This is a genomic window from Mucilaginibacter sp. 21P (assembly GCF_019331605.1).
Taxonomy (GTDB): domain Bacteria; phylum Bacteroidota; class Bacteroidia; order Sphingobacteriales; family Sphingobacteriaceae; genus Mucilaginibacter; species Mucilaginibacter achroorhodeus.
The window spans coordinates 850,521-870,798 of record NZ_CP063061.1; the positions used below are offsets into that span (position 1 = coordinate 850,521).

The window sequence follows — 20,278 nt, forward strand, 5'->3', positions numbered from 1 at the left end:
TATGGAACCGGCAAATGTTCATGCAGCAGGGGAACTCTATACTTTACAGCTGCCATCAAAGGTTGAAAGCATTACACAGCTTGAAGCTTTGATAGAAGAGGTTGCTGATAAATATCAGGTAAGCGAGGATACATTTGCCAATATGATGACCTGCCTTAATGAGGCCGTAATGAATGCCATTTTACATGGCAATAAGCAGGACGAAACGAAAACCGTTTTTATAAACGTAGAGGTTGATGGCCGCCGTATGGTTTGGACAATTGCCGATGAGGGCCCCGGTTTCGATTATAACAATTTGCCAGACCCTACCGCTGCAGACAGACTCGAAGAACTTACCGGCCGTGGCGTGTTTATATTGAAACACCTTGCAGATCAATGTATATTTAACGCTTCAGGTAACGAGGTTGAACTACACTTTAAGATATAATGCCGGCTATCAGTTTTTTTGAAGAAGATATTATCTATAAGCTAAAAAATAAAACTGCCGTTCGCAAATGGTTAAAAGATAATATAGAGGCCGAAGGCTTTAAATTAAAAGAACTCAATTACATTTTTTGCTCAGATGATTACCTGCTGCAGATAAACCAACAGTATCTTGATCACGATACCTACACGGATGTTGTAACCTTTGATAATTCGGAGGAAGAAGGCGTTATTGTAAGTGATATTTTTATTTCGATTGACCGTATACGAGAGAATGCCTCGAAATTTAAAGTAACAGAAGAGCATGAGCTTCACCGCGTAATTATACATGGAGCGCTGCATCTTTTAGGTTATAAAGACAAATCTGTAACCGATAAACAAAAAATGACATCCAAAGAAGATTTCTATTTGGATAAAAGAGGTTTTTAATAGCTAAATTTATCCCAACTAAATTATTAATCTTCAATTAGTCACATACTTAACATGAAAGCATTTGCATTAATACTGGCCATGATGTTTGTTACATCGGCACCAAGTTCTGTTTACACCTTTAAACTAAAAAATATTGATGGTAAGGATTTTTCCCTGGCCAAATACAAAGGCAAAAAATTACTGATCGTTAACACAGCATCGAAATGCGGCTTTACGCCACAGTATGCCGAATTGCAGAAGCTTGCAGATCAATACAAAGACAAAGTAGTTGTTATAGGCTTCCCTGCAAATAACTTTGGCAGCCAGGAACCAGGCAGCAACAGCGATGTAAAAGAGTTTTGCCAAAAAAACTTTGGCGTTACCTTCCCGCTTAGTGAAAAGGTAAGCGTTAAGGGTGACGATATCGCCCCGATCTTTAAATATTTAACATCAGAACCAAACCCTGATTTTACCGGCGAGATCAAGTGGAACTTTGAGAAGTTCCTGATAGATGAGAACGGTAAACTTATCCATCGCTACCGTTCGGCTGTGAAGCCATTGTCAGAAGAGATAACAAAGAACTTGTAATAGAAAGGGAGCCAAAAGCTCCCTTATTTATTGTAATAGATATTTATTGCTTAAGCTTTTCAAACCTCCACCACCTCAACTTCTGCTACCGGGCTAAAAAGATAAATGCGGCGTGTGCTTAGCTCAACGCATTTATAACGCTTGCGAAGCTTTTCCTCTTTTCGGAAAACGCGTCCGTCCTTTAGTCTAAAAACGGTATGCATAGGTAGCTTTTCTACTGTGTGTATAGCTTCTTTGGGGGCATCATACTGGCGAAGCGAACGGTACAGGTTCAAGTCGGAACAGCTTGATGCTGCCGGATTATTCAAATAACTGGTTATAGCGCGTTTTACATCTGCAGGGAAAACATCCTTCTCAAAAAAAGGCTGCATCATCTTTTTGAAATTGCCTTTCCATTCGGTGCCATGAGGCTTTACGCGGTGTTTATGCTCGTTCCAGGTATGCAGGTGCGCAAATTCGTGCACGGTGGTTACAAGGAAGGCGTAAGGGTTAAGATCGTAGTTTACAGAGATGCGGTGCCCTTTGCCATCGAAAGGGGCACGGTAATCACCAAATTTGCTGTTTCGGTTGCGCGAGACCTTAAACTCACATTTAAAATAATCTATCCAGCGCGCTATCAGTGGGGCGGCCTCTGCCGGGAGATACTTTTCTAATACTTTTATTTTATCCAATTCCCAAAAATAAAGGTTTATGGCGAAGGGTAAAAGGCAAAAGGTAATTAAGAATACTATTTGAGGTTGACGAGTTATATCGTTTATAAACAAATAAACAACACTTGAAATTTTTTACCTCAAACCTTTCTTCTTTTATCTTAAAAGATGGTATACCAAAAATGCCATTCCATACGCAAGTACCGTCATGTAGGCGAATTGGGCTGCCGGCCAGCGCCAGTCTTTGGTTTCGCGGTAAACAACCGCTACTGTGCTCGCGCATTGCATAGCAAAGGCGTAAAACATCATTAACGAAAATGCTACTGCGAGGGTGAACACGGGCTGGCCTGTTTCAGAATTTTTAGCTTTCCGCATTTTGTCCTGCACGGAATATATGCGGTCGGCATCGCCCTCTACGCTGTATATGGTTGCCATGGTGCCTACAAATACTTCGCGGGCAGCAAAGGATGTGATGAGCGCAATACCTATCTTCCAGTCGAAGCCTATAGGTTTAATTACCGGTTCAATCACATGCCCTAAAACACCGGCATAGGAATTTTCCAATTTGGCGGATGACACCACTCGTTCAAGGCTATCAGGAGCCATGGTCTTGGTATACTTCGGCTGGCTGTAAGTTTGTTCTATTTTTTCGAAACGATTGCCCGGCCCATAACTGGATAATACCCAGAGGATAATGGAAACAGCGATAATAACCTTCCCTGCCTGCAACACAAACGTTTTAGAACGTTCATACATGGATAGTAAAACGTTTCTCCAACGTGGCATACGGTATACGGGCAATTCCATAATGAAGTAACCCCGTTCGCGGGCCTTCAATATAAACTTCATTATAAAGGCAACTAACACAGCAGATACCAGGCTAAGTACATACATACCTGTAAGCGCAAGGCCCTGCAGGTTAAATATCCACCAAACATTTTTGTTGGGCACAACTAACGCTATCAATAAAGTATATACCGGTAATCGTGCCGAACAAGCCACCAGTGGCGTTACCATAATGGTGATCATGCGGTCTTTCCAGTTCTCAATGGTGCGGGTACTCATGATAGAGGGCACTGCGCAGGCAAAGCCGCCTATTAATGGCACTACTGATTTACCATTTAAACCAACCTTACGCATGATCTTGTCCATCATAAACGTAACGCGCGACATGTATCCTGTATCTTCCAGTATCGAGATAAATGCAAAAAGTATAGCAATCTGCGGAATAAACACCAGTACGCCACTTAAGCCGGCAACAACGCCATCTATCAGCAGATCGGCAAGCGGACCGGCGGGTAAAACATTTCGTAGTAGACCTTCGGCCCAAACAAAACTATCCTCTATTAATGACATAGGGTATGCCGACCAGGCAAAGATAGACTGGAATATAAACAGCAGCACCGCCATAAATATGATGAAGCCGAAAACCCTATGGGTTAATATATGATCTATTTTGTTACTGATGCTTTCTTCATGTGCGGTATCGGGCGTTTGCACCGTATCGTACAATACATCGTTGATATAATTATAGCGCGAAATGGTTTCGGCAGCCTGAGCCTTTTGCGAATGGAAAGCATGTTTTTCCTCTAAGGCTTCGATCTGATTACTTTGCTCGGTTGTTAAAAACTTAAGATGCTCATGCTGGTGGGCCAGTTGAAGCGCAAAGTACGGGTTATCTGTTTGGGTAGCGCTTTCAATATCGGCAATCAGAGCAGGGGCAATGCTGCGTACATCAATGGTGTCAACCTGTAAGGCAACCTTATTAGCATAAGCAATGGCTTGTTTCAAATCTTCGATACCTTTCTCCTGCCTTGCTGCAATAGGCACAACGGGCACGCCCAAGCGTTTTGAAAGCAGATCGATATCAATAGTAATATTGGCCTTCTTGGCCATATCCATCATATTGAGCGCAATAACTATGGGTATCTTAAGATCTGCAACCTGGGTGTATAAAAGCAGGTTGCGTTTAAGGTTTGTAGCATCAAGAATAACCACTATAAGATCAGGTGTGAGATTTGAACCTTTCTCTGCCAGAACAGAAAATACTATGGATTCGTCCTTACTTTTAGGATAAAGGCTATAAGTACCCGGAAGGTCTATGATCTCTGCACGGCGGCCATCGGTAAGCTGGCAAATGCCTGTTTTTTTATCTACAGTAACACCAGGGAAGTTTCCAATTTTTTGGTTGAGACCGGTAAGTGCATTAAATAGTGTTGATTTACCGGTGTTTGGATTTCCTACAAGTGCTACTCTGATATCAGCTTTCAAGAGAATGTACTATTGCAAAATAATGGTTGATGCTTCAAACCTGCGCAAACTAAGCTGGTAGCCCGATACTTGTATGGCAATAGGATCGCCAAGGGGGGCAATGCGGGCAATTTTCACAGTTTCACCAGGAAGGCAACCCATTTCCATGAGTTTTACAGACATTTCAAGATCTGTAAATTCCTTCACTACTCCTGTTTCGCCAACGGCAAGTTCCTCAAGCGTCATCTGCGTAAATTTTATTAGACCACAAATGTAAGCTTATTTAAAACAAATCCAAATAAGCAGAAGGTAATGTTAAGGTAAAATCAAGCGTGTTTAATTTGCTCCGCGGCCTTTATAGCGCCGAAATGCGGACAACCGCAATCTTTTTTAAATATTCTGCATGATGACAGGGAGATCATCATCATTAAAACACAATATATAATCAAGCACTTTTTCATCGCACACTATTTATTGCAGAACCGGTTACCTGTACTGCGAAGATGCCCATACAGGTACCTATCACATCGGCCAGCAGATCATTAAAATCGCCGCTGCGCCAGGTAAAAACCCTGGCTTGCAAAAACTCAATTAAAGCCCCATAGCTTAGCAGTACTATGGTATTTTTCATGGCTATTTCTATCCTGATGTTCCGGGTGTTCCATTTTCTGATACTGCCTGCGCAGTAAAGTACTGATAGTACAAAGAACAGCCCGCAATGCACCAATTTATCAAACCCTCTAAAAAATATGCCCTCGCCTTCCTTTACGTGGATAGGCACAGCACAAATAATTAAAACAAAGAGGGCCCACAAAATAGCGGGCCCATAATATTTTAGCGAAAGCTTCATTTAAGTTAGTGACCTATAACACCTTTGTACGCATCTGCATCCAAAAGGGTTTCTGCATCAGCAGCATTTTTAAGGCTTATCTTTACCATCCAGCCTTCGCCGTAAGGGTCAGAGTTCACCAGTTCGGGCTGGCTATCCAGCTTGCTGTTAACTTCCAATACGGTACCATCAACCGGCATAAACAGGTCAGATACGGTTTTAACAGCCTCAACAGTACCAAAAACAGATTCTTTGGTAACGTCCTGGCCAACGGTATTGATATCTATATAAACGATGTCGCCCAATTCACCTTGTGCAAATTCGGTTATACCGATGTAAGCCTCATTACCTTCAACTCTTACCCACTCGTGGTCGCTTGTGTATTTTAGTTCTGCCGGAAAATTCATATCATTTTATTTGTGTGCTCAAAAATAACAAAAGTTTAAGCTATATCACAAGCAAATAAGCATTGCCCCAATCAAACACTATGGTGCAAAGTTTGTTAAGTATCAATACAAAAACTAAAAAAACACCTATCAAAATGAAAAAGTTAAGTTTAGCTGCAATGATCGCTGTTGCGGCATTATTATTCCAGGCATGTAACAACGCCCCAAAAGACAGCAAAGAAGCCGCAGATAGCGTAAACGCTGTTAAAGACACTACTACAAATGGTTCTACCGGTATTGCTGTAGATGAAAAAGATGCAAAATTTGCTACTGATGCTGCCAACGCAGGTATGACTGAAGTTGCTGCAGGTAAAGTTGCTGCAGAAAAAGCAACTAACGCACAAGTTAAAGAGTTTGCTGCTATGATGGTTACTGACCATACTAAAGTGAACGAAGAACTGATGGAAATTGCTAAAAAGAAAAACATCACTTTACCAACTGCACCTGATGCGGATCATCAAAAAATGTTGACCGACCTTTCAGCTAAAACCGGTAAAGACTTTGATAAAGCTTACGTTGATGCAATGGTTGACGGTCACAAAAAAGTAGAATCTATGTTAGAAGATGCTTCTAAAAACTGTAAAGATGCTGACTTAATGGCTTTTGCTACAAAAACATTGCCTGCTGTTAAAATGCACCTTGCAAAAATTGAAGCTATTCAAAAAAGCATGAAATAAGGATCATTTAATTGATTCTTTAGAAAGGGAAGGGTAATGTTACTCTTCCCTTTTTTGTTTTAAAATCGATTGAAGATCTGACTCACCCCGACATCGCTTTCGCTTGTCGACCCTCTCTTCGCTGCGCGAAAAGAGGGTTTTTCTTATCTGCTTTGCTGCTTGCAGCAGAGAGGGTGGTCAAGTGTAACGAAGACTGGATGATTTAACTCCGCAGCCGGCTACCTTTTGTACATCCATTTTATTGCAGATAATTTGGCCAAATGCGGCATTAACTCATAAATTTACCACCATGGCAGCACCAATAGTAACCGGCCTGATGGCTTATGGGATGTCGGGCAGGATCTTTCACGCACCGTTCATTCATACTAATCCCCACTTTACTTTAAAAGGAATTGTAGAAAGGCACGAGAAAAAAGCATCAAAACTTTACCCCGGCATCACTGAGTATAATTCGATAGATGAGCTGCTTAACGACAGTGAAGTGGAACTGGTAATTGTTAATACCCCAAGCAACCTGCATTTTGAACATGCTATGATGGCTATGAAGGCAGGCAAGCATGTGTTGTTGGAAAAGCCTGCCGCTGCTACTTCTGAAGAAGTGAAAACACTTTTTGCCACGGCAAAAGAACTTAACCGCCACCTGATGGTTTACCAGAACCGCCGGTACGATAGCGGCTTCCTTTCTACCAAAGAGGTTATAGAAAGCGGCCGCTTAGGCCAGCTTATAGAAGTGACTTTTAGAATGGACAGGTATAAAGCCGCTGTTGGCGTAAAAGCCTTTAAGGAAACCAAAGGCGTACCCGCAGGCGGGTTGGTTTACGATCTGGGTGCGCACCTGCTCGATAATACAATTGCTTTATTCGGGAAACCTCTATCATTCCATAAAACCACAGGCATTTACCGTGAGGGGTCTGAAGTTCCTGATTATTTCCATTATCACTTGATGTACCCTAACCAGCTGAATGTTTACCTTACATCGGGCTTGCAGATAGCAGGTGATACGCCCGGTTTTTGGGTAAACGGTACGTTGGGAAGTTTCATCAAAAACCGCACCGACGTTCAGGAAGCACAGTTAGATGGCGGTATGATGCCCAATGATCCTGCTTATGGCATTGAGCCTGAAGGGAATGAGGGTAAACTTATCATTGTTGAGATAGATAATAAGAAATGTGCAGAGGACGTACCATCAGTGAAAGGTGATTATAACCAAATATTTGAGGCCGTTTATCATACTGTGCGCGAAAATGCGTTATACCCGGTAACAGAAGAACATATAGCCTGGCAGATAGAGATGCTGGAGGCTTAACTTATACCCCATGACTTTAAATAAAATGAAAAAACTTGTATTTTTAGTATTTGCGATAATTGCGGCTTTAGGATGCAGCCAAGCGCAAACCACCCCTAACACCATTGCGCCATACAAGATCACGACAACAAAGGATCAGATCATTACCGCTGCCGATCTGCCTAAGAACAAACCGGTGATACTGATCTACTTTGCACCGGATTGCCCGCATTGCCAAAAGCTTATCCGCGATATGAAGCCTGATATGGATAAGTTCAAAAAATTCGAAGTAGTAATGATAACCTTTACGGATATCCGAATGGTAAAAACCTTTGAGAACGACTATGGCCTTAACAAATACCCTAATTTTATATTGGGTACCGAGGGTTATACTTACACCGTGCAGCGCTACTACCAGTTAAAGCACACTCCTTATGTTGCTATCTATGGCAAAAATGGCAAGCTGCTTAAAGCATTTGAAAACCAGCCAGAAGTGAAAGACATTTTAGCGGTCACCAGCAAGGCTTAAAATATTGGTACAATAGAAAAGCCCGGTTGCAAATGCAACCGGGCTTTTCTATGTCTAAGCAATCGGTATTTATCCGTTGCCGCTATGATCATGCGTATGCTCTTCGCGGAACAACTTTGCGCTGAAGAAGTCGTTATTCATACGGCTGATGTTCATCAAAGTTATCTCTTTAGGGCATTCTGCTTCACATGCACCGGTGTTGGTACAGTTACCAAAACCCTCTTCATCCATCTGCCTAACCATTGCCTGTACACGGCTCCAACGCTCTGGTTGGCCTTGTGGCAATAATCCTAACTGAGTGATCTTGGCCGATGTGAACAGCATTGCTGAAGCATTTTTACATGCAGCAACGCAGGCACCACAACCAATACAGGTAGCAGAGTTAAACGCCTCATCAGCAACTACTTTTGGGATAGGTGTTGAGTTGGCATCAGGCACACCACCGGTATTTACCGAGATAAAGCCACCTGCTTGTTGTATACGGTCAAATGCCGAACGGTCTGTAGCCAAATCCTTGATAACCGGGAAGGCCGTAGAGCGCCAAGGCTCAATGGTAACGGTCTCGCCGTCGTTAAAGCTGCGCATGTGCAACTGGCAGGTAGTAATAGCTCGTTTTGGACCATGCGGCCGGCCATTGATGTATAATGAACAGCTACCGCAGATACCCTCGCGGCAATCGTGGTCAAAGTGGATTGGGTCTTCCTGTTTTTTGATCAGGCTTTCATTCACCACGTCAAGCATCTCCAGGAACGACATATCCGGCGATATCCCTTCGGCTTTATAGGTCACAAACTTACCCGAGGTTTGTGTATTTTTTTGGCGCCATACTTTAAGCGTCAGGTTCATATTTTCGTGACTCATATTATAGAGATTTGAGTATTTCGTATCAACTATCACGACCATTTTGATCTTGATACCTGATACTTGCTACTAAGTACTACTTGTAACTACGTTGTGTTAACTTAACATTTTCAAATACCAGCTCTTCCTTGTGCAGCTCTTCCTCCGCGTTTTCGCCTTTAAATTCCCAGGCTGCAACAAATGCGTAGTTATCGTCATCGCGAAGCGCTTCACCTTCTTCTGTTTGCGATTCGATCCTAAAGTGGCCACCGCATGATTCGTTTCTCATCAACGCGTCGGTCACCATTAACTCGCCCAGCTCAATAAAATCCGCAACACGGCCTGCACGCTCAAGTGAAAGGTTCAACTCCTCGTTGTCACCCACAACTATCGCGTTTTTCCAGAAGTCTGCTTTCAGTTCTTTAATCATCGCTTTAGCTTTGGTAAGGCCTTCTTTTGAACGGGCCATACCACAGTACTCCCACATAATGTGGCCAAGCTCGCGGTGGTACTCAACAACTGTTTTATTGCCTTTAAGCGATAACAGCTTATTCACGTTATCTAAAACGTCCTGTTTGGTTTGCGCAAAAGCCGGGTGATTTTTATCAACCGCTTTAGGGCCGATGGTAGCAAGGTAATCTCCTAAAGTGTAAGGGATAACAAAGTACCCATCAGATAATCCCTGCATCAGTGCAGAAGCGCCCAAACGGTTTGCACCGTGGTCACTAAAGTTACACTCGCCCAAGGCATACAAACCAGGTACGTTGGTGCTCAGGTTGTAATCAACCCAAAGGCCGCCCATAGTATAGTGTACAGCAGGGTAAATACGCATTGGCTGTTTGTACGGGTTCTCGTCAGTTATTTGATAGTACATATCAAACAGGTTACCGTATTTAGCACGCACGGTATCTTCTCCCAAACGGCTGATCGCGTCCGCAAAGTCAAGGTAAACGGCAAAACCGGATGTACCTACACCACGGCCCTCATCGGCCATTTCTTTGGCATTACGTGATGCCACGTCGCGCGGAACAAGGTTACCAAATGATGGATATTTGCGCTCTAAGAAATAATCGCGGTCTTCTTCCTTAACCTGTGATGCTGTGATCTCCTTGTTGCGCAATTTCTTAGCGATTCCTACGGTTTTAGGAGCCCATACACGACCGTCGTTACGTAACGACTCAGACATCAGCGTAAGCTTGCTCTGGTGATCACCGGTAACCGGGATACAGGTTGGGTGAATTTGTGTATAACAAGGGTTAGCAAAGTAAGCACCTCGTTTGTGTGCCCTCCATGCTGCTGTTACGTTTGAGCCGATAGCGTTAGTTGACAGATAGAATACGTTACCATAACCACCTGTACATAATAATACGGCGTGGCCTGCGTGGGTATCAATTGCTCCGGTAATTAAGTTACGGGTAACAATACCTTTTGCATGGCCGTCAATCATTACCACATCAAGCATTTCATGACGGGTATACATTTTTACCTTGCCCAGGTTTATCTGGCGGTTAAGCGCTGAGTAAGCACCTAAAAGTAATTGTTGTCCGGTTTGGCCGCGGGCGTAAAAAGTACGTGATACCTGTGCACCACCAAATGAGCGGTTATCCAATAAACCACCGTATTCGCGTGCAAAGGGTACACCTTGTGCTACACACTGGTCAATAATATTTACCGAGTTCTCTGCCAGGCGGTGAACGTTAGATTCTCGTGCGCGGTAATCGCCACCTTTAATGGTATCGTAAAATAAACGGTAAACGCTGTCACCATCGTTCTGATAGTTTTTAGCGGCGTTGATACCACCCTGTGCGGCAATTGAGTGCGCACGGCGTGGGCTATCCTGGAAACAGAAAGCGGTTACATTGTAACCCAATTCGGCCAATGAAGCAGCAGCTGATGCGCCGGCCAAACCGGTACCTACTACAATAACGTTGTATTTACGCTTGTTGGCAGGGTTAACCAGCTTTAAGTTAAACTTATGCTTGCTCCATTTTTCGGCCAATGGGCCTTGCGGAATATTAGCATTTAAACTCATTTCTTTTTATTTATTGAGTGATGAGTGGTTGATTGTGTGAGGTGGTTAAGCGTTTAACTATTCTCCAGTCACGTAATCAGCCAATCACTATTTATTTAAACTTTGGAAATAATAAATAATCGGCATCAGCGCAAACAGTAACGGAATGATCACCGCAAAAAGCCATGTGCCGATAAACGATACAATGCCATCGTATTTCTTGTGTACCCAGCCAAGCGTTTTAAACGCGCTTTGGAAACCGTGTAATAAGTGGAACGATACAGCAACCATAGCAATTACATAAAACACAACATACCAAAGATGGCTAAAGCTCCATTGGATGCGTGAGTGAAGGTCTTTTACCCTAACAATCTCAACGTTGTTCTCGGTTGAGATCGACCGCTCAAACGTTGGTACTTCCGGCTTGTATTCAGAAGCTGTTGTTTGGTTAGTTGCAAGGTTAGTGCGATACTCTTTAAACGGAAGGATATCCTTGTATTTGTAGGTAAACCAAAAATCGCCCATGTGGATAACGATGAACAGCAAAAGAATAGAACCTAAAAGGCCCATATTTTTTGATGACCAGGATGTTGGCGATTTCGTAGTTACTGCATAACCTACCGGCCTTGCCCTGCGGTTTTTGATGGTTAGCACCAAAGCATATACCGAGTGCAGGATGATAAAGAAGTAGAGAAGGTATGCAATAACCTCTATCGGCGGGAAATGCGTTAAGAAGTTAGCATAGCTGTTAAATGCAAAACCATCATCGTGTTTAAACAACAGCAGGTTACCACCCACGTGTACGATTAGGAAGGTACATAAAAACAAGCCTGTTAAAGCCATTATCAGCTTTTTTCCCAGTGAGGAGTTAAAGGTTTGTTTAAATTCGCTCATTATAGATCAGATTTATTTTTCCGCAAAAGTATCTATTAAAAGCCAAAAGATATAAATGGTTTCGGCTTAAAGCAGGGATAATAGCTATTTAGAAACAATCTAAATTTGGTCATAAAAAAGTAAGCTTTAATCGCTTATCAACAAAATGGCGCAAATTGTTAATTTCGGGCCAACCTTACACCACATCAATGAAACGTTACGCTTTTATCATCTTGATTGCCGTACTAACCGCTTGTAAAAGTACGCCGAAGCTTCAGTTAACAATTACAGACAAAAGCATCGCTAACGGCAAAATTACTTTAAGCCAATTCAACGAAACTATTCTTACTCAGAACATAAAAGACGGGGAGGATAAAGTAGCTCAGCCTCTTGCGGCGCCCGGGTACTACGATATTGCAGTTACCGACGACTCAAAGCCTTTAAGCGCCAAACGCAAGTTCACTTTATATCTTGAAAACGTTGACTACAATGTTGAGCCGCAGGCTGCAGGTTATCCTACAGTAACTACCAACTCTAAAACACAACAACAGCTTAGCGCATATTATCAATTAGAAAATGAAATGGCCGGCAAGCTTGACCATACCATCGACTCCATGGTAAAATACCTGGATACCCGCGAAGTGAAAGACATGCAGCCAAAGGAACGCGCCGCGCTATATGCCAAAACCCGTGATCTGCAGCAACAGCGCCGCGAGATGGAGCCGAAAATATTGACGGCTTATCTTAAAGCTAACCCAAACAGCCAGGCCGCAGCGCATATCCTTGCAGAGCAATATCTTGATGAATACGCGCAGCAATATGCAGATGTGTATTCCATGCTTACGGATTCTGCTAAGAACACTGACGACGGTATTAAGGTAGGTAATAAAGTAGCCGTGCTGGTTAAACTGATCCCCGGCTCGGTTGCCGCAGATATTGTTGGCCAAACACCTGATGGAAAGCCATTTGATAAAAAGGCCATAAAGGGGAAAGTGATACTGGTTGAGTTTTGGAAGAGCGGCAGCCCGGTAATAGAACAGAACCACGCAAAAATGGCTAATGGGTTGATCCTGACTGAAAGCGACCGGCAGAAATTTGCTACTATTAGCGTTTCCATCGATACCGATAAGGCAATATGGCTAAAGAACGCACCTAAAATCACCGACAAATGGATACAGGTATCTGATCTGAAAGGCAACGAATCGCCTAATGTAGCCAACTGGAAAATAAAGGCTGTGCCCACCTACTTTTTATTGGATGATAATTGGCGCTTGCTGCAGGCAAACATAGCCCTGCAGGACGTAGACCAGGCCGTGCATGATTACTTTAATAAAAAGTGAAATAAGAGAAGAAGGCGACAACTCGCATCTGCAAGCTTACAACTTTTCCCCTCTTTGGGGAGGGGTGCGGCGGGAAAAGCGTAAAGGCAGGGAGGGGTTACTTAGTTGCCAATGCACTTATGGCAAGGACAAGCGCACATGGATTGGATTTCTTATATTAGCGATACAAACCCGCCCAGGCATGAAGAAACTGCTACTTATCTCACTTGCTGCCCTGTCACTTCCCGCATTTGCGCACGTAAATCTTAAAACTGAAGCATCGAAAAAAGCAGATGCGATCACACAAAAAGTGATCAGCTGGCGGCGTGATTTTCATGAGCATCCGGAGCTGGGCAACCGGGAGGTTCGCACATCGGGCATTATTGCCGAACATTTGCAGTCTTTAGGTATTGAGGTACAAACCGGTGTAGCAACAACCGGCGTGGTAGGTTTGCTAAAAGGTGGGCATCCCGGGCCGGTGATAGCCTTACGGGCTGATATGGACGGCCTGCCGGTTACCGAGCGGGTTAACCTGCCTTTTGCCTCAAAAGTTAAAACGCAATATAACGGACAGGAAGTAGGCGCCATGCATGCCTGCGGCCATGATTCGCACATGGCGATCTTAATGGGTGTGGCGGAGGTGCTTTCCGGCATGAAGAAAGATCTGCATGGTACGGTGAAGTTTATCTTCCAACCGGCTGAAGAAGGTGTGCCTGTTGGGGAAAAAGGCGGTGCAGAGCAAATGGTTAAAGAAGGCGTTTTACAAAACCCAAAGGTTGATGCCATTTTTGGCCTGCATATATCCTCGGCAGTTGAAGTAGGAAAACTCACTTATCGCCCCGGCGGTACGATGGCCGGCGTTAATGATCTGAAGATAGTGGTTAAAGGGAAATCATCACACGGAGCATACCCATGGCAGAGCGTGGACCCTGTGTTAGTATCGGCACAGATCATCAATTCTTTGCAGAGCATTGTAAGCCGGAATGTAAACATTACCGAGAACCCTGCAGTGGTTACTATAGGCGCTATCAAGGGAGGTACCCGTTTCAATATCATCCCTGAGAATGTAGAGATGCTGGGCACGTTACGTTTCTTTACCCCGGCCGATGAAAAGCTGATAAACGAAAACGTAAAACGCATAGCTACCAAAACAGCTGAGGCTTATGGAGCAACCGCCGAAGTTTGGGCGCCATACAGTAACCATTACCCGGTTACGTTTAACAATGTCGCCCTCACACAAAAGATGCTGCCAAGCCTGCAGGAAACCGCAGGGAAAGCAAATGTGCTGCTGGTGCCACCGGTAACCGGTGCAGAAGATTTTAGCTTTTACCAGGAAAAGGTGCCTGGCCTATTCTTCTTTTTAGGAGGCATGCCTAAGGGAGGCAACAGCTTAACAGCACCATCACACCATACGCCCGATTTTTACATCGATGAAAGCGGCTTCACGCTCGGCGTTAAAACTTTGTGTAATTTAACGTTCGATTATATGGCCGGGAAGGGCAAGTAATTTGAATGGTCACATTTCGAGGGATAGCTCCTATGGAGCAAAACATTTTATTTGTTCCGGGCTACAAAGCGGTAACCTCTAACGAGGTATAAAAAGCGCCGGTATCTAAGCCTATGTTTATTTGAAGATATGCTGTCCTGTAGGGACGACCGCTTTGTAGAAAAGTAATTGATTGCTTTTTGCTCCGTAGGAGCAACCCAATTTAACAGATTTCAGATTACACAGAAACCCTCTTATAATCCGCTATACTCAACGTATTATCGCAGAAACTATACTCATGCTCCTGGTTTGAGCAGATAATCGTTAACCTCCCGGCGCTGTATTGTTCTATCAGGCTCAGGTACCAGTCAATACCTTGGTTATCGAGGTTTGATGTAGGTTCATCCAGCATCAGCATCGGCGTATCGGAGCAAAAGGCTAATGCCAGCTTCAAGCGCTGTTTCATGCCCGAGGAGAAATAGCGGATCAATTTATTGTTGCTGCCCTGCAGGTTCAGGATATCGGCAACGACTTGTTTGTCTATGCCTGGCCGGTACTTCTTAAACTTAAAATGAAAATCGATCATCTCCGTCAAAGAAAAATCCTCGATCACTTCCAGATAGGGAGCCGCAAGGCTTAAATAGTTGAATACGTTTTCCGGTTTAATATCCGCACCGGCATTACTATATTTTATTTCACCGGCTGATGGATGAAGACTGCCATTAAGCACCTGCAGCAAGGTTGATTTACCCGACCCATTTGATCCCAAAATAGCATAGCTTTTCGGCCCTTCAAAAGTATAATCAATACCTCTGAAGATCCATTCGCGGTTAAACCGCCGGCCTATATTTTGGAGGGAGATTTTCAATAATTCATGGTTAATGGTTGATGGTCCACAGTACAAAGAGCATTTACAGTTCGCTATGAACCATGAACTATCAACTCAACAATTACACCGACCCAAAACCCTTCATGATACCGCGTTGCGAGTTCTGAACAAAGTTAACGATCTCGTCACGCTCAACGGTTGGGTTAAATTCGGCTTCGATAATGTCAAGGGCCTTGGTGATGTTGTATTTTTTAAGGAAGATGATGCGATAGATTTCCTGTATCTCGCTGATGGTTTCGGCAGAGAACCCTCTACGGCGTAAACCCACCGAATTGATGCCGATGTAAGACAATGGCTCGCGGCCTGCCTTGGTAAATGGCGGTACATCCTTACGCACCAGCGATCCGCCGGATATCATACTATGTGCACCAATTTCAACAAACTGGTGAACGGCAGATGTTCCGCCGATGAAAGCATAGTCATACACGTTGATGTGTCCGGCCAGTTGTACTGCGTTAGCAATGATCACGTTATCGCCAATAACACAATCGTGTGCAACGTGAGTATAGGCCATTAACAGACAATTTTTACCTATGGTGGTAGTGTTTTTATCAAGTGCGGTACCACGGTTAAGGGTTACGCATTCGCGGATAACCGTATTATCACCAATGGTAACGGTACTTGCCTCACCCTTATATTTAAGATCCTGCGGTGGCGCAGACACAACCGCACCCGGAAAAATGCGGCAGTTTTTACCTATGCGCGCACCATCCATAATAACAGAGTTTGACCCTATCCAGCTACCTTCGCCTATCTCCACATCTTTGTGGATAGTAACAAAGGGCTCGATAACTACGTTATCGGCAATTTTGGCCTGAGGGTGTATATATGCTAACGGCTGTATCATATTTACTTGTATTTAACTATTTGCGCCATCAGCTCGGCTTCAACCACAACTTTCTCGCCCACCATGCCAATACCTTTCATTTGGGCAATGCCCCTTCTGATAGGTGCTACCAGGTCACAACGGAATATTAACGTATCACCCGGCAAAACCTTGTCTTTAAATCTTGCATTTTCAATTTTAAGGAAAAGCGTTAACCAGTTTTCCGGATCGGGAACCGTATTTAGTACCAGGATACCGCCTGTTTGCGCCATTGCTTCAATCTGCAAAACACCCGGCATTACCGGTGCACCCGGGAAGTGGCCCACAAAGAAAGGCTCATTCATGGTAACTGCCTTTAAACCTACCACGTGGGTTTTGGTCAATTCCAGGATCTTATCGATAAGCAGCAACGGCGGGCGGTGCGGTAATATCTCCATGATCTGTACCGTATCATACACCGGCTTCATGTTAGGGTCATAAACCTTTACATGCTTGCGGCTGCGTTCTTTTTTGATAAGTGCCTTTATCTTTTTAGCAAAGGCAACGTTTGCAGCGTGGCCGGGGCGGGCCGCCATAATATGGCCTTTTAGCGGAACACCAACCAGCGCAAGGTCGCCTATCATATCCAACAGCTTGTGGCGTGCCGGTTCGTTTTGGTGGCGAAGCTCGATATTGTTTAAGATGCCTTGTGGTGCAACACTGATATCTGCGCGGTTAAATAATTTTGCCAGGTGGCTTAATTCTTCTGTATCAACATCCTTATCAACCACTACAATGGCGTTGTTAAGGTCGCCTCCTTTTATCAGGTCGTGCTTAACCAGCATTTCAAGCTCATGCAGGAAACAGAAAGTTCTGCTTGATGCGATCTCGCGCTTAAATTCCTTAAGGCTGGAGATGGTTGCATGCTGGCTACCCAAAACCTGCGAGTTATAATCAACCATACAGGTAAAGCGGTAATCATCATCTAAAGGCATGGCTACCATATCAACTTTACGGTCAGGCTCAGAATAGTGGATATTATAAGGGATGTGATAATATTCGCGGTCGGCATCCTGTTCAACAGTGCCGGTTTCTTCAATAGCATTAATGAACTGAATAGAACTACCGTCCATGATAGGGGTTTCCTGTGCATCCATGTCGATCAGCACGTTGTCTATCTCCAAACCAACCAAGGCGGCAAGCACGTGCTCAACAGTACTAACACTCGCGCCGTTTTGGGTTAGCGTGGTACCACGTGAGGTATCCGTAACGTTATCGCAATCGGCGTCAATAATGGGCTGGCCGGGCAAATCAACACGACGGAATTTATACCCATGCTTTTCAGGTGCAGGGTTAAAGGTCATGGTAACGTTTTGGCCTGTGTGCAAACCAACGCCGGATATTGATACCGGTGCCTTAATAGTTCTTTGTTTTACGTTCATTTTTATATTGCTCATTCGTTCATTGGTTCAATAGTTCATTGGTTAGTATACCGATGAGCCAGAATTACTGAACATCTTTTTTTAAGTCTTTTATCATTTTCTCCAGCTCGCGCACACGCAGCTCCAGATCAGGTAAGCGCCTGATATTTACGTGGGCACGAAGATAATCTTTGTATGGCAGATGCGGAGAGCCGCCCCATTGCTTATTTTCTTCTTTTATAGTGTGATTAATACCTGTTTGTGCGCCAAACTGGCTGCCATCTGCAATGTTTAAATGGCCGGCAAAACCTACCTGGCCACCAATAACTACTCTCGACCCTATCTTAGTACTTCCTGATATGCCCGATTGAGCCGCCATTACCGTATGGCTACCAATTTCAACATTATGGGCAATCATGATCAGGTTGTCGATCTTGGCACCTCTGCGGATGATAGTCGAACCCATGGTAGCACGGTCTATTGTGGTATTCGAACCTATCTCAACATTGTCTTCAATGATAACGTTACCTATTTGTGCAATTTTGGTGTAGCTGCCATCCCCGTTTGGAGCAAAGCCAAAGCCGTCGCTACCGATAACGGCACCCGAGTGGATGATCACGTTGCTGCCAATTACACAATCAAAGTAAACCACCACACCGGGAAAAAGCGTTACATTATCACCAAGGATAACGTTGTCTGCAATGTAGCAGTTAGGATATATTTTACAGTTCTTACCGGTTTTAACACCCTGCCCAATATAAGCGAATGCTCCTATGTAAGCGTTTTCTCCAATGGTGGCGCTTTCGTGGATAAAGCTTGGCTGCTCAATACCTTCTTTATATAGTTTAAAAGTGTTGTATTTTTCCAAAAGCAGCGTAAACGCACTATACGCGTTCTCTACCCTTATGAGGGTGGCGTTTACAGGGCCGGTAAGCTGTTGAGTATTATTTACAATTACTATAGACGCGTTAGTGCTGTAAAGAAACTGCTCATACTTTGGGTTAGCCAAAAATGAAAGGGAGCCTTTCTGGGCTTCCTCGATCTTGGCGAGTTGGTCAACCGCAACAAGTTCGTCACCTTCAACGGTTCCGTTAAGCAGCGCTGCTATATCTTTGGCAGTAAATTGCATCGTACAAAGTTAAATGTTAATACTAAAGCAACAAATTATTAAGTTTTAGCATAATACGTTTCAAAGCAGGTCTTTGGTGTAACACAGTATGTGTTTTTTTACCGTTGTGGAGAGGGCCTCAAGATTTGAGTTATCGCTTGCCAGCGTAATATCTATAATACTGCCGTCCTTTTTCAGGATATGGATACTGCCATCCCCTTTATTGTAAGCGTTGTTCCTGATGCTGTCTGTAAACACAAAGTACGATGCTTCGTGCTCCGTAATGCCATATTTTTGCATTGCCTTGCCGGTAAGCTCTTTCACAAATTGCTCATCAGGATGTCCGGATGTAATGTCGGTGTGGTAAAGGCTGCGATTTATAAACCTTTTGCACAAGTTGGAAAGCACCCAATCACTTTTGTTTTCCCAAATTTTTACAGCGGTCATTACATCGGTATCATCAAGCTTGGCAAATACCTCAAGGTGTGCAGGGTTAGTCATAAACTCGGCCTTGTCAATTTCTGTATCGAGGAAATAACTTAACGCAGGTGTAAGCGGGAATCGTTCCCCGGCCAGGGCCAGCTCACGGGCCCGGCAAAATATTTTGCAAAGCAACTGCTCGGCAGCAATTACGGTTTTGTGCAGGTAAACTTGCCAGTACATCAACCGGCGGGCTATCAGAAATTTCTCTATCGAGTAGATCCCTTTCTCTTCCACAACAACCATATCATTTTTAACTGTCAGCATTTTAATGATACGGTCTGAACTGATTACGCCCTCTGATACGCCTGTGAAAAAGCTATCCCGGTTAAGGTAATCCATCCTGTCCATATCCAGTTGACTGCTTACCAATTGGTGCAGAAACTTTTTGTGATACTTGCCCCTGAAGATGCTGATGGCAAGATTGAGCTGTCCGTTAAACTCTTCGTTAAGCTTATCCATTAGCATCAGAGAAATATCCTCATGGCTTATTTCCTCAACTATGGTATGCTCCAGCGCGTGCGAAAACGGGCCATGGCCAATATCATGCAGCAGTATGGCAATTATCAAACCTTCCTTTTCTTCCGGGCTTATTTCCTGGCCTTTACTGCACAAAGTTTCTATAGCCAAACCCATCAGGTGCATTGCACCCAAAGCGTGATGGAAACGGGTATGCAAAGCGCCGGGGTAAACCAGGTGGGTCATCCCGACCTGTTTGATGTACCTGAGACGCTGAAAGTATGGGTGATCTATCAGATCGTAAACCAGTTCGGTAGGTATGCTTATAAACCCGTAAACCGGATCGTTAATGATTTTTTTCTTATTCAAATGCGTGGTATTCTGGCTGCAAAGGTGGCTAAATATGACAAAACAAGCATCTTGTATTTGTTAATAAATGTTAATCCTTTGCGTATTTTTACAACAAAACTTACAACCTTACGGTTATAGGGTTGTAAAA

General features: G+C 43.9%; 21 protein-coding genes. 8 read left to right on the forward strand and 13 right to left on the reverse strand.

The window, feature by feature from the left end; translation table 11 throughout:
• Window position 1: 1 nt before the first annotated feature.
• From INP83_RS03735 to INP83_RS03745, 3 genes are read left to right on the forward strand one after another with little or no spacing between them, the layout of a single operon-like run.
• Entirely contained in the window at window positions 2-427 is a 426-nt protein-coding gene (locus INP83_RS03735) for an ATP-binding protein (RefSeq protein WP_219126353.1), read from the forward strand.
• Window positions 427-852 (forward strand): rRNA maturation RNase YbeY, encoded by a 426-nt coding sequence (gene ybeY, locus INP83_RS03740; RefSeq protein WP_219126354.1) that lies wholly within the window; start codon window positions 427-429, stop codon window positions 850-852. The genes INP83_RS03735 and ybeY overlap by 1 nt, the downstream gene beginning before the upstream one ends.
• A gap of 54 nt (window positions 853-906) precedes the next feature.
• A complete protein-coding gene (locus tag INP83_RS03745; RefSeq protein WP_219126355.1) occupies window positions 907-1,422 on the forward strand; it encodes a glutathione peroxidase in 516 nt (171 codons plus the stop codon).
• A gap of 59 nt (window positions 1,423-1,481) precedes the next feature.
• On the opposite strand, the gene INP83_RS03750 is transcribed toward INP83_RS03745, so the two are convergent.
• From INP83_RS03750 to gcvH, 5 genes are all read right to left on the reverse strand, one after another.
• A complete protein-coding gene (locus tag INP83_RS03750; protein WP_219126356.1) occupies window positions 1,482-2,093 on the reverse strand; it encodes a SprT-like domain-containing protein in 612 nt (203 codons plus the stop codon).
• Between the two features lie 135 nt (window positions 2,094-2,228).
• Window positions 2,229-4,343: a ferrous iron transport protein B gene (gene feoB, locus INP83_RS03755; RefSeq protein ID WP_219126357.1), complete on the reverse strand. Its 2,115-nt coding sequence runs from the start codon at window positions 4,341-4,343 to the stop codon at window positions 2,229-2,231.
• Between the two features lie 9 nt (window positions 4,344-4,352).
• Window positions 4,353-4,568 (reverse strand): ferrous iron transport protein A, encoded by a 216-nt coding sequence (locus INP83_RS03760; protein WP_146269463.1) that lies wholly within the window; start codon window positions 4,566-4,568, stop codon window positions 4,353-4,355.
• A gap of 211 nt (window positions 4,569-4,779) precedes the next feature.
• Window positions 4,780-5,103, reverse strand: coding sequence for a VanZ family protein (locus INP83_RS03765; protein ID WP_146269462.1), 324 nt, complete (start codon window positions 5,101-5,103; stop codon window positions 4,780-4,782).
• Window positions 5,104-5,177: 74 nt separating this feature from the next.
• Window positions 5,178-5,558: a glycine cleavage system protein GcvH gene (gene gcvH, locus INP83_RS03770; RefSeq protein ID WP_146269461.1), complete on the reverse strand. Its 381-nt coding sequence runs from the start codon at window positions 5,556-5,558 to the stop codon at window positions 5,178-5,180.
• Window positions 5,559-5,692: 134 nt separating this feature from the next.
• Between gcvH and INP83_RS03775 the strand changes: the two genes are divergently transcribed.
• From INP83_RS03775 to INP83_RS03785, 3 genes are all read left to right on the forward strand, one after another.
• Entirely contained in the window at window positions 5,693-6,274 is a 582-nt protein-coding gene (locus tag INP83_RS03775; RefSeq protein ID WP_219126358.1) for a DUF4142 domain-containing protein, read from the forward strand.
• A gap of 289 nt (window positions 6,275-6,563) precedes the next feature.
• Window positions 6,564-7,580, forward strand: a complete 1,017-nt coding sequence (locus INP83_RS03780) for a Gfo/Idh/MocA family oxidoreductase (RefSeq protein WP_219126359.1) — start codon at window positions 6,564-6,566, stop codon at window positions 7,578-7,580.
• A gap of 25 nt (window positions 7,581-7,605) precedes the next feature.
• Window positions 7,606-8,088: a peroxiredoxin gene (locus INP83_RS03785; RefSeq protein ID WP_219126360.1), complete on the forward strand. Its 483-nt coding sequence runs from the start codon at window positions 7,606-7,608 to the stop codon at window positions 8,086-8,088.
• Between the two features lie 69 nt (window positions 8,089-8,157).
• Here the strand turns inward: INP83_RS03785 and INP83_RS03790 are convergent, their stop codons facing one another.
• From INP83_RS03790 to INP83_RS03800, 3 genes are all read right to left on the reverse strand, one after another.
• Entirely contained in the window at window positions 8,158-8,949 is a 792-nt protein-coding gene (locus tag INP83_RS03790) for a succinate dehydrogenase/fumarate reductase iron-sulfur subunit (protein WP_146269456.1), read from the reverse strand.
• Between the two features lie 76 nt (window positions 8,950-9,025).
• Window positions 9,026-10,960 (reverse strand): fumarate reductase/succinate dehydrogenase flavoprotein subunit, encoded by a 1,935-nt coding sequence (locus INP83_RS03795; RefSeq protein ID WP_219126361.1) that lies wholly within the window; start codon window positions 10,958-10,960, stop codon window positions 9,026-9,028.
• Between the two features lie 87 nt (window positions 10,961-11,047).
• Window positions 11,048-11,833 (reverse strand): succinate dehydrogenase cytochrome b subunit, encoded by a 786-nt coding sequence (locus INP83_RS03800; RefSeq protein WP_146269454.1) that lies wholly within the window; start codon window positions 11,831-11,833, stop codon window positions 11,048-11,050.
• Window positions 11,834-12,021: 188 nt separating this feature from the next.
• Here INP83_RS03800 and INP83_RS03805 point away from each other — a divergent pair, with 188 nt between their 5' ends.
• Together INP83_RS03805 and INP83_RS03810 are read left to right on the forward strand one after the other, a co-directional pair.
• The gene (locus INP83_RS03805; protein WP_219126362.1) at window positions 12,022-13,152 is read left to right on the forward strand and encodes a thioredoxin-like domain-containing protein; all 1,131 of its coding nucleotides are present in this window, start codon (window positions 12,022-12,024) and stop codon (window positions 13,150-13,152) included.
• 181 nt (window positions 13,153-13,333) lie between these two features.
• Complete coding sequence (locus tag INP83_RS03810; RefSeq protein WP_219126363.1) at window positions 13,334-14,638, forward strand: amidohydrolase; 1,305 nt, start codon at window positions 13,334-13,336, stop codon at window positions 14,636-14,638.
• Between the two features lie 217 nt (window positions 14,639-14,855).
• Here INP83_RS03810 and INP83_RS03815 read toward each other — a convergent pair whose 3' ends face one another.
• The 5 genes from INP83_RS03815 to INP83_RS03835 all read right to left on the reverse strand — a co-directional run bounded on the left by INP83_RS03815 (window position 14,856) and on the right by INP83_RS03835 (window position 20,148).
• Window positions 14,856-15,485 (reverse strand): ATP-binding cassette domain-containing protein, encoded by a 630-nt coding sequence (locus INP83_RS03815; protein WP_219126364.1) that lies wholly within the window; start codon window positions 15,483-15,485, stop codon window positions 14,856-14,858.
• Window positions 15,486-15,567: 82 nt separating this feature from the next.
• Entirely contained in the window at window positions 15,568-16,353 is a 786-nt protein-coding gene (gene lpxA / locus INP83_RS03820) for an acyl-ACP--UDP-N-acetylglucosamine O-acyltransferase (protein ID WP_146269451.1), read from the reverse strand.
• A 2-nt stretch (window positions 16,354-16,355) separates the two neighbouring features.
• The gene (locus tag INP83_RS03825) at window positions 16,356-17,753 is read right to left on the reverse strand and encodes a bifunctional UDP-3-O-[3-hydroxymyristoyl] N-acetylglucosamine deacetylase/3-hydroxyacyl-ACP dehydratase (protein ID WP_146269450.1); all 1,398 of its coding nucleotides are present in this window, start codon (window positions 17,751-17,753) and stop codon (window positions 16,356-16,358) included.
• A gap of 64 nt (window positions 17,754-17,817) precedes the next feature.
• Window positions 17,818-18,861, reverse strand: a complete 1,044-nt coding sequence (gene lpxD, locus INP83_RS03830; protein ID WP_219126365.1) for a UDP-3-O-(3-hydroxymyristoyl)glucosamine N-acyltransferase — start codon at window positions 18,859-18,861, stop codon at window positions 17,818-17,820.
• Window positions 18,862-18,921: 60 nt separating this feature from the next.
• Entirely contained in the window at window positions 18,922-20,148 is a 1,227-nt protein-coding gene (locus tag INP83_RS03835; protein WP_219126366.1) for an HD domain-containing protein, read from the reverse strand.
• Window positions 20,149-20,278: the final 130 nt, after the last annotated feature.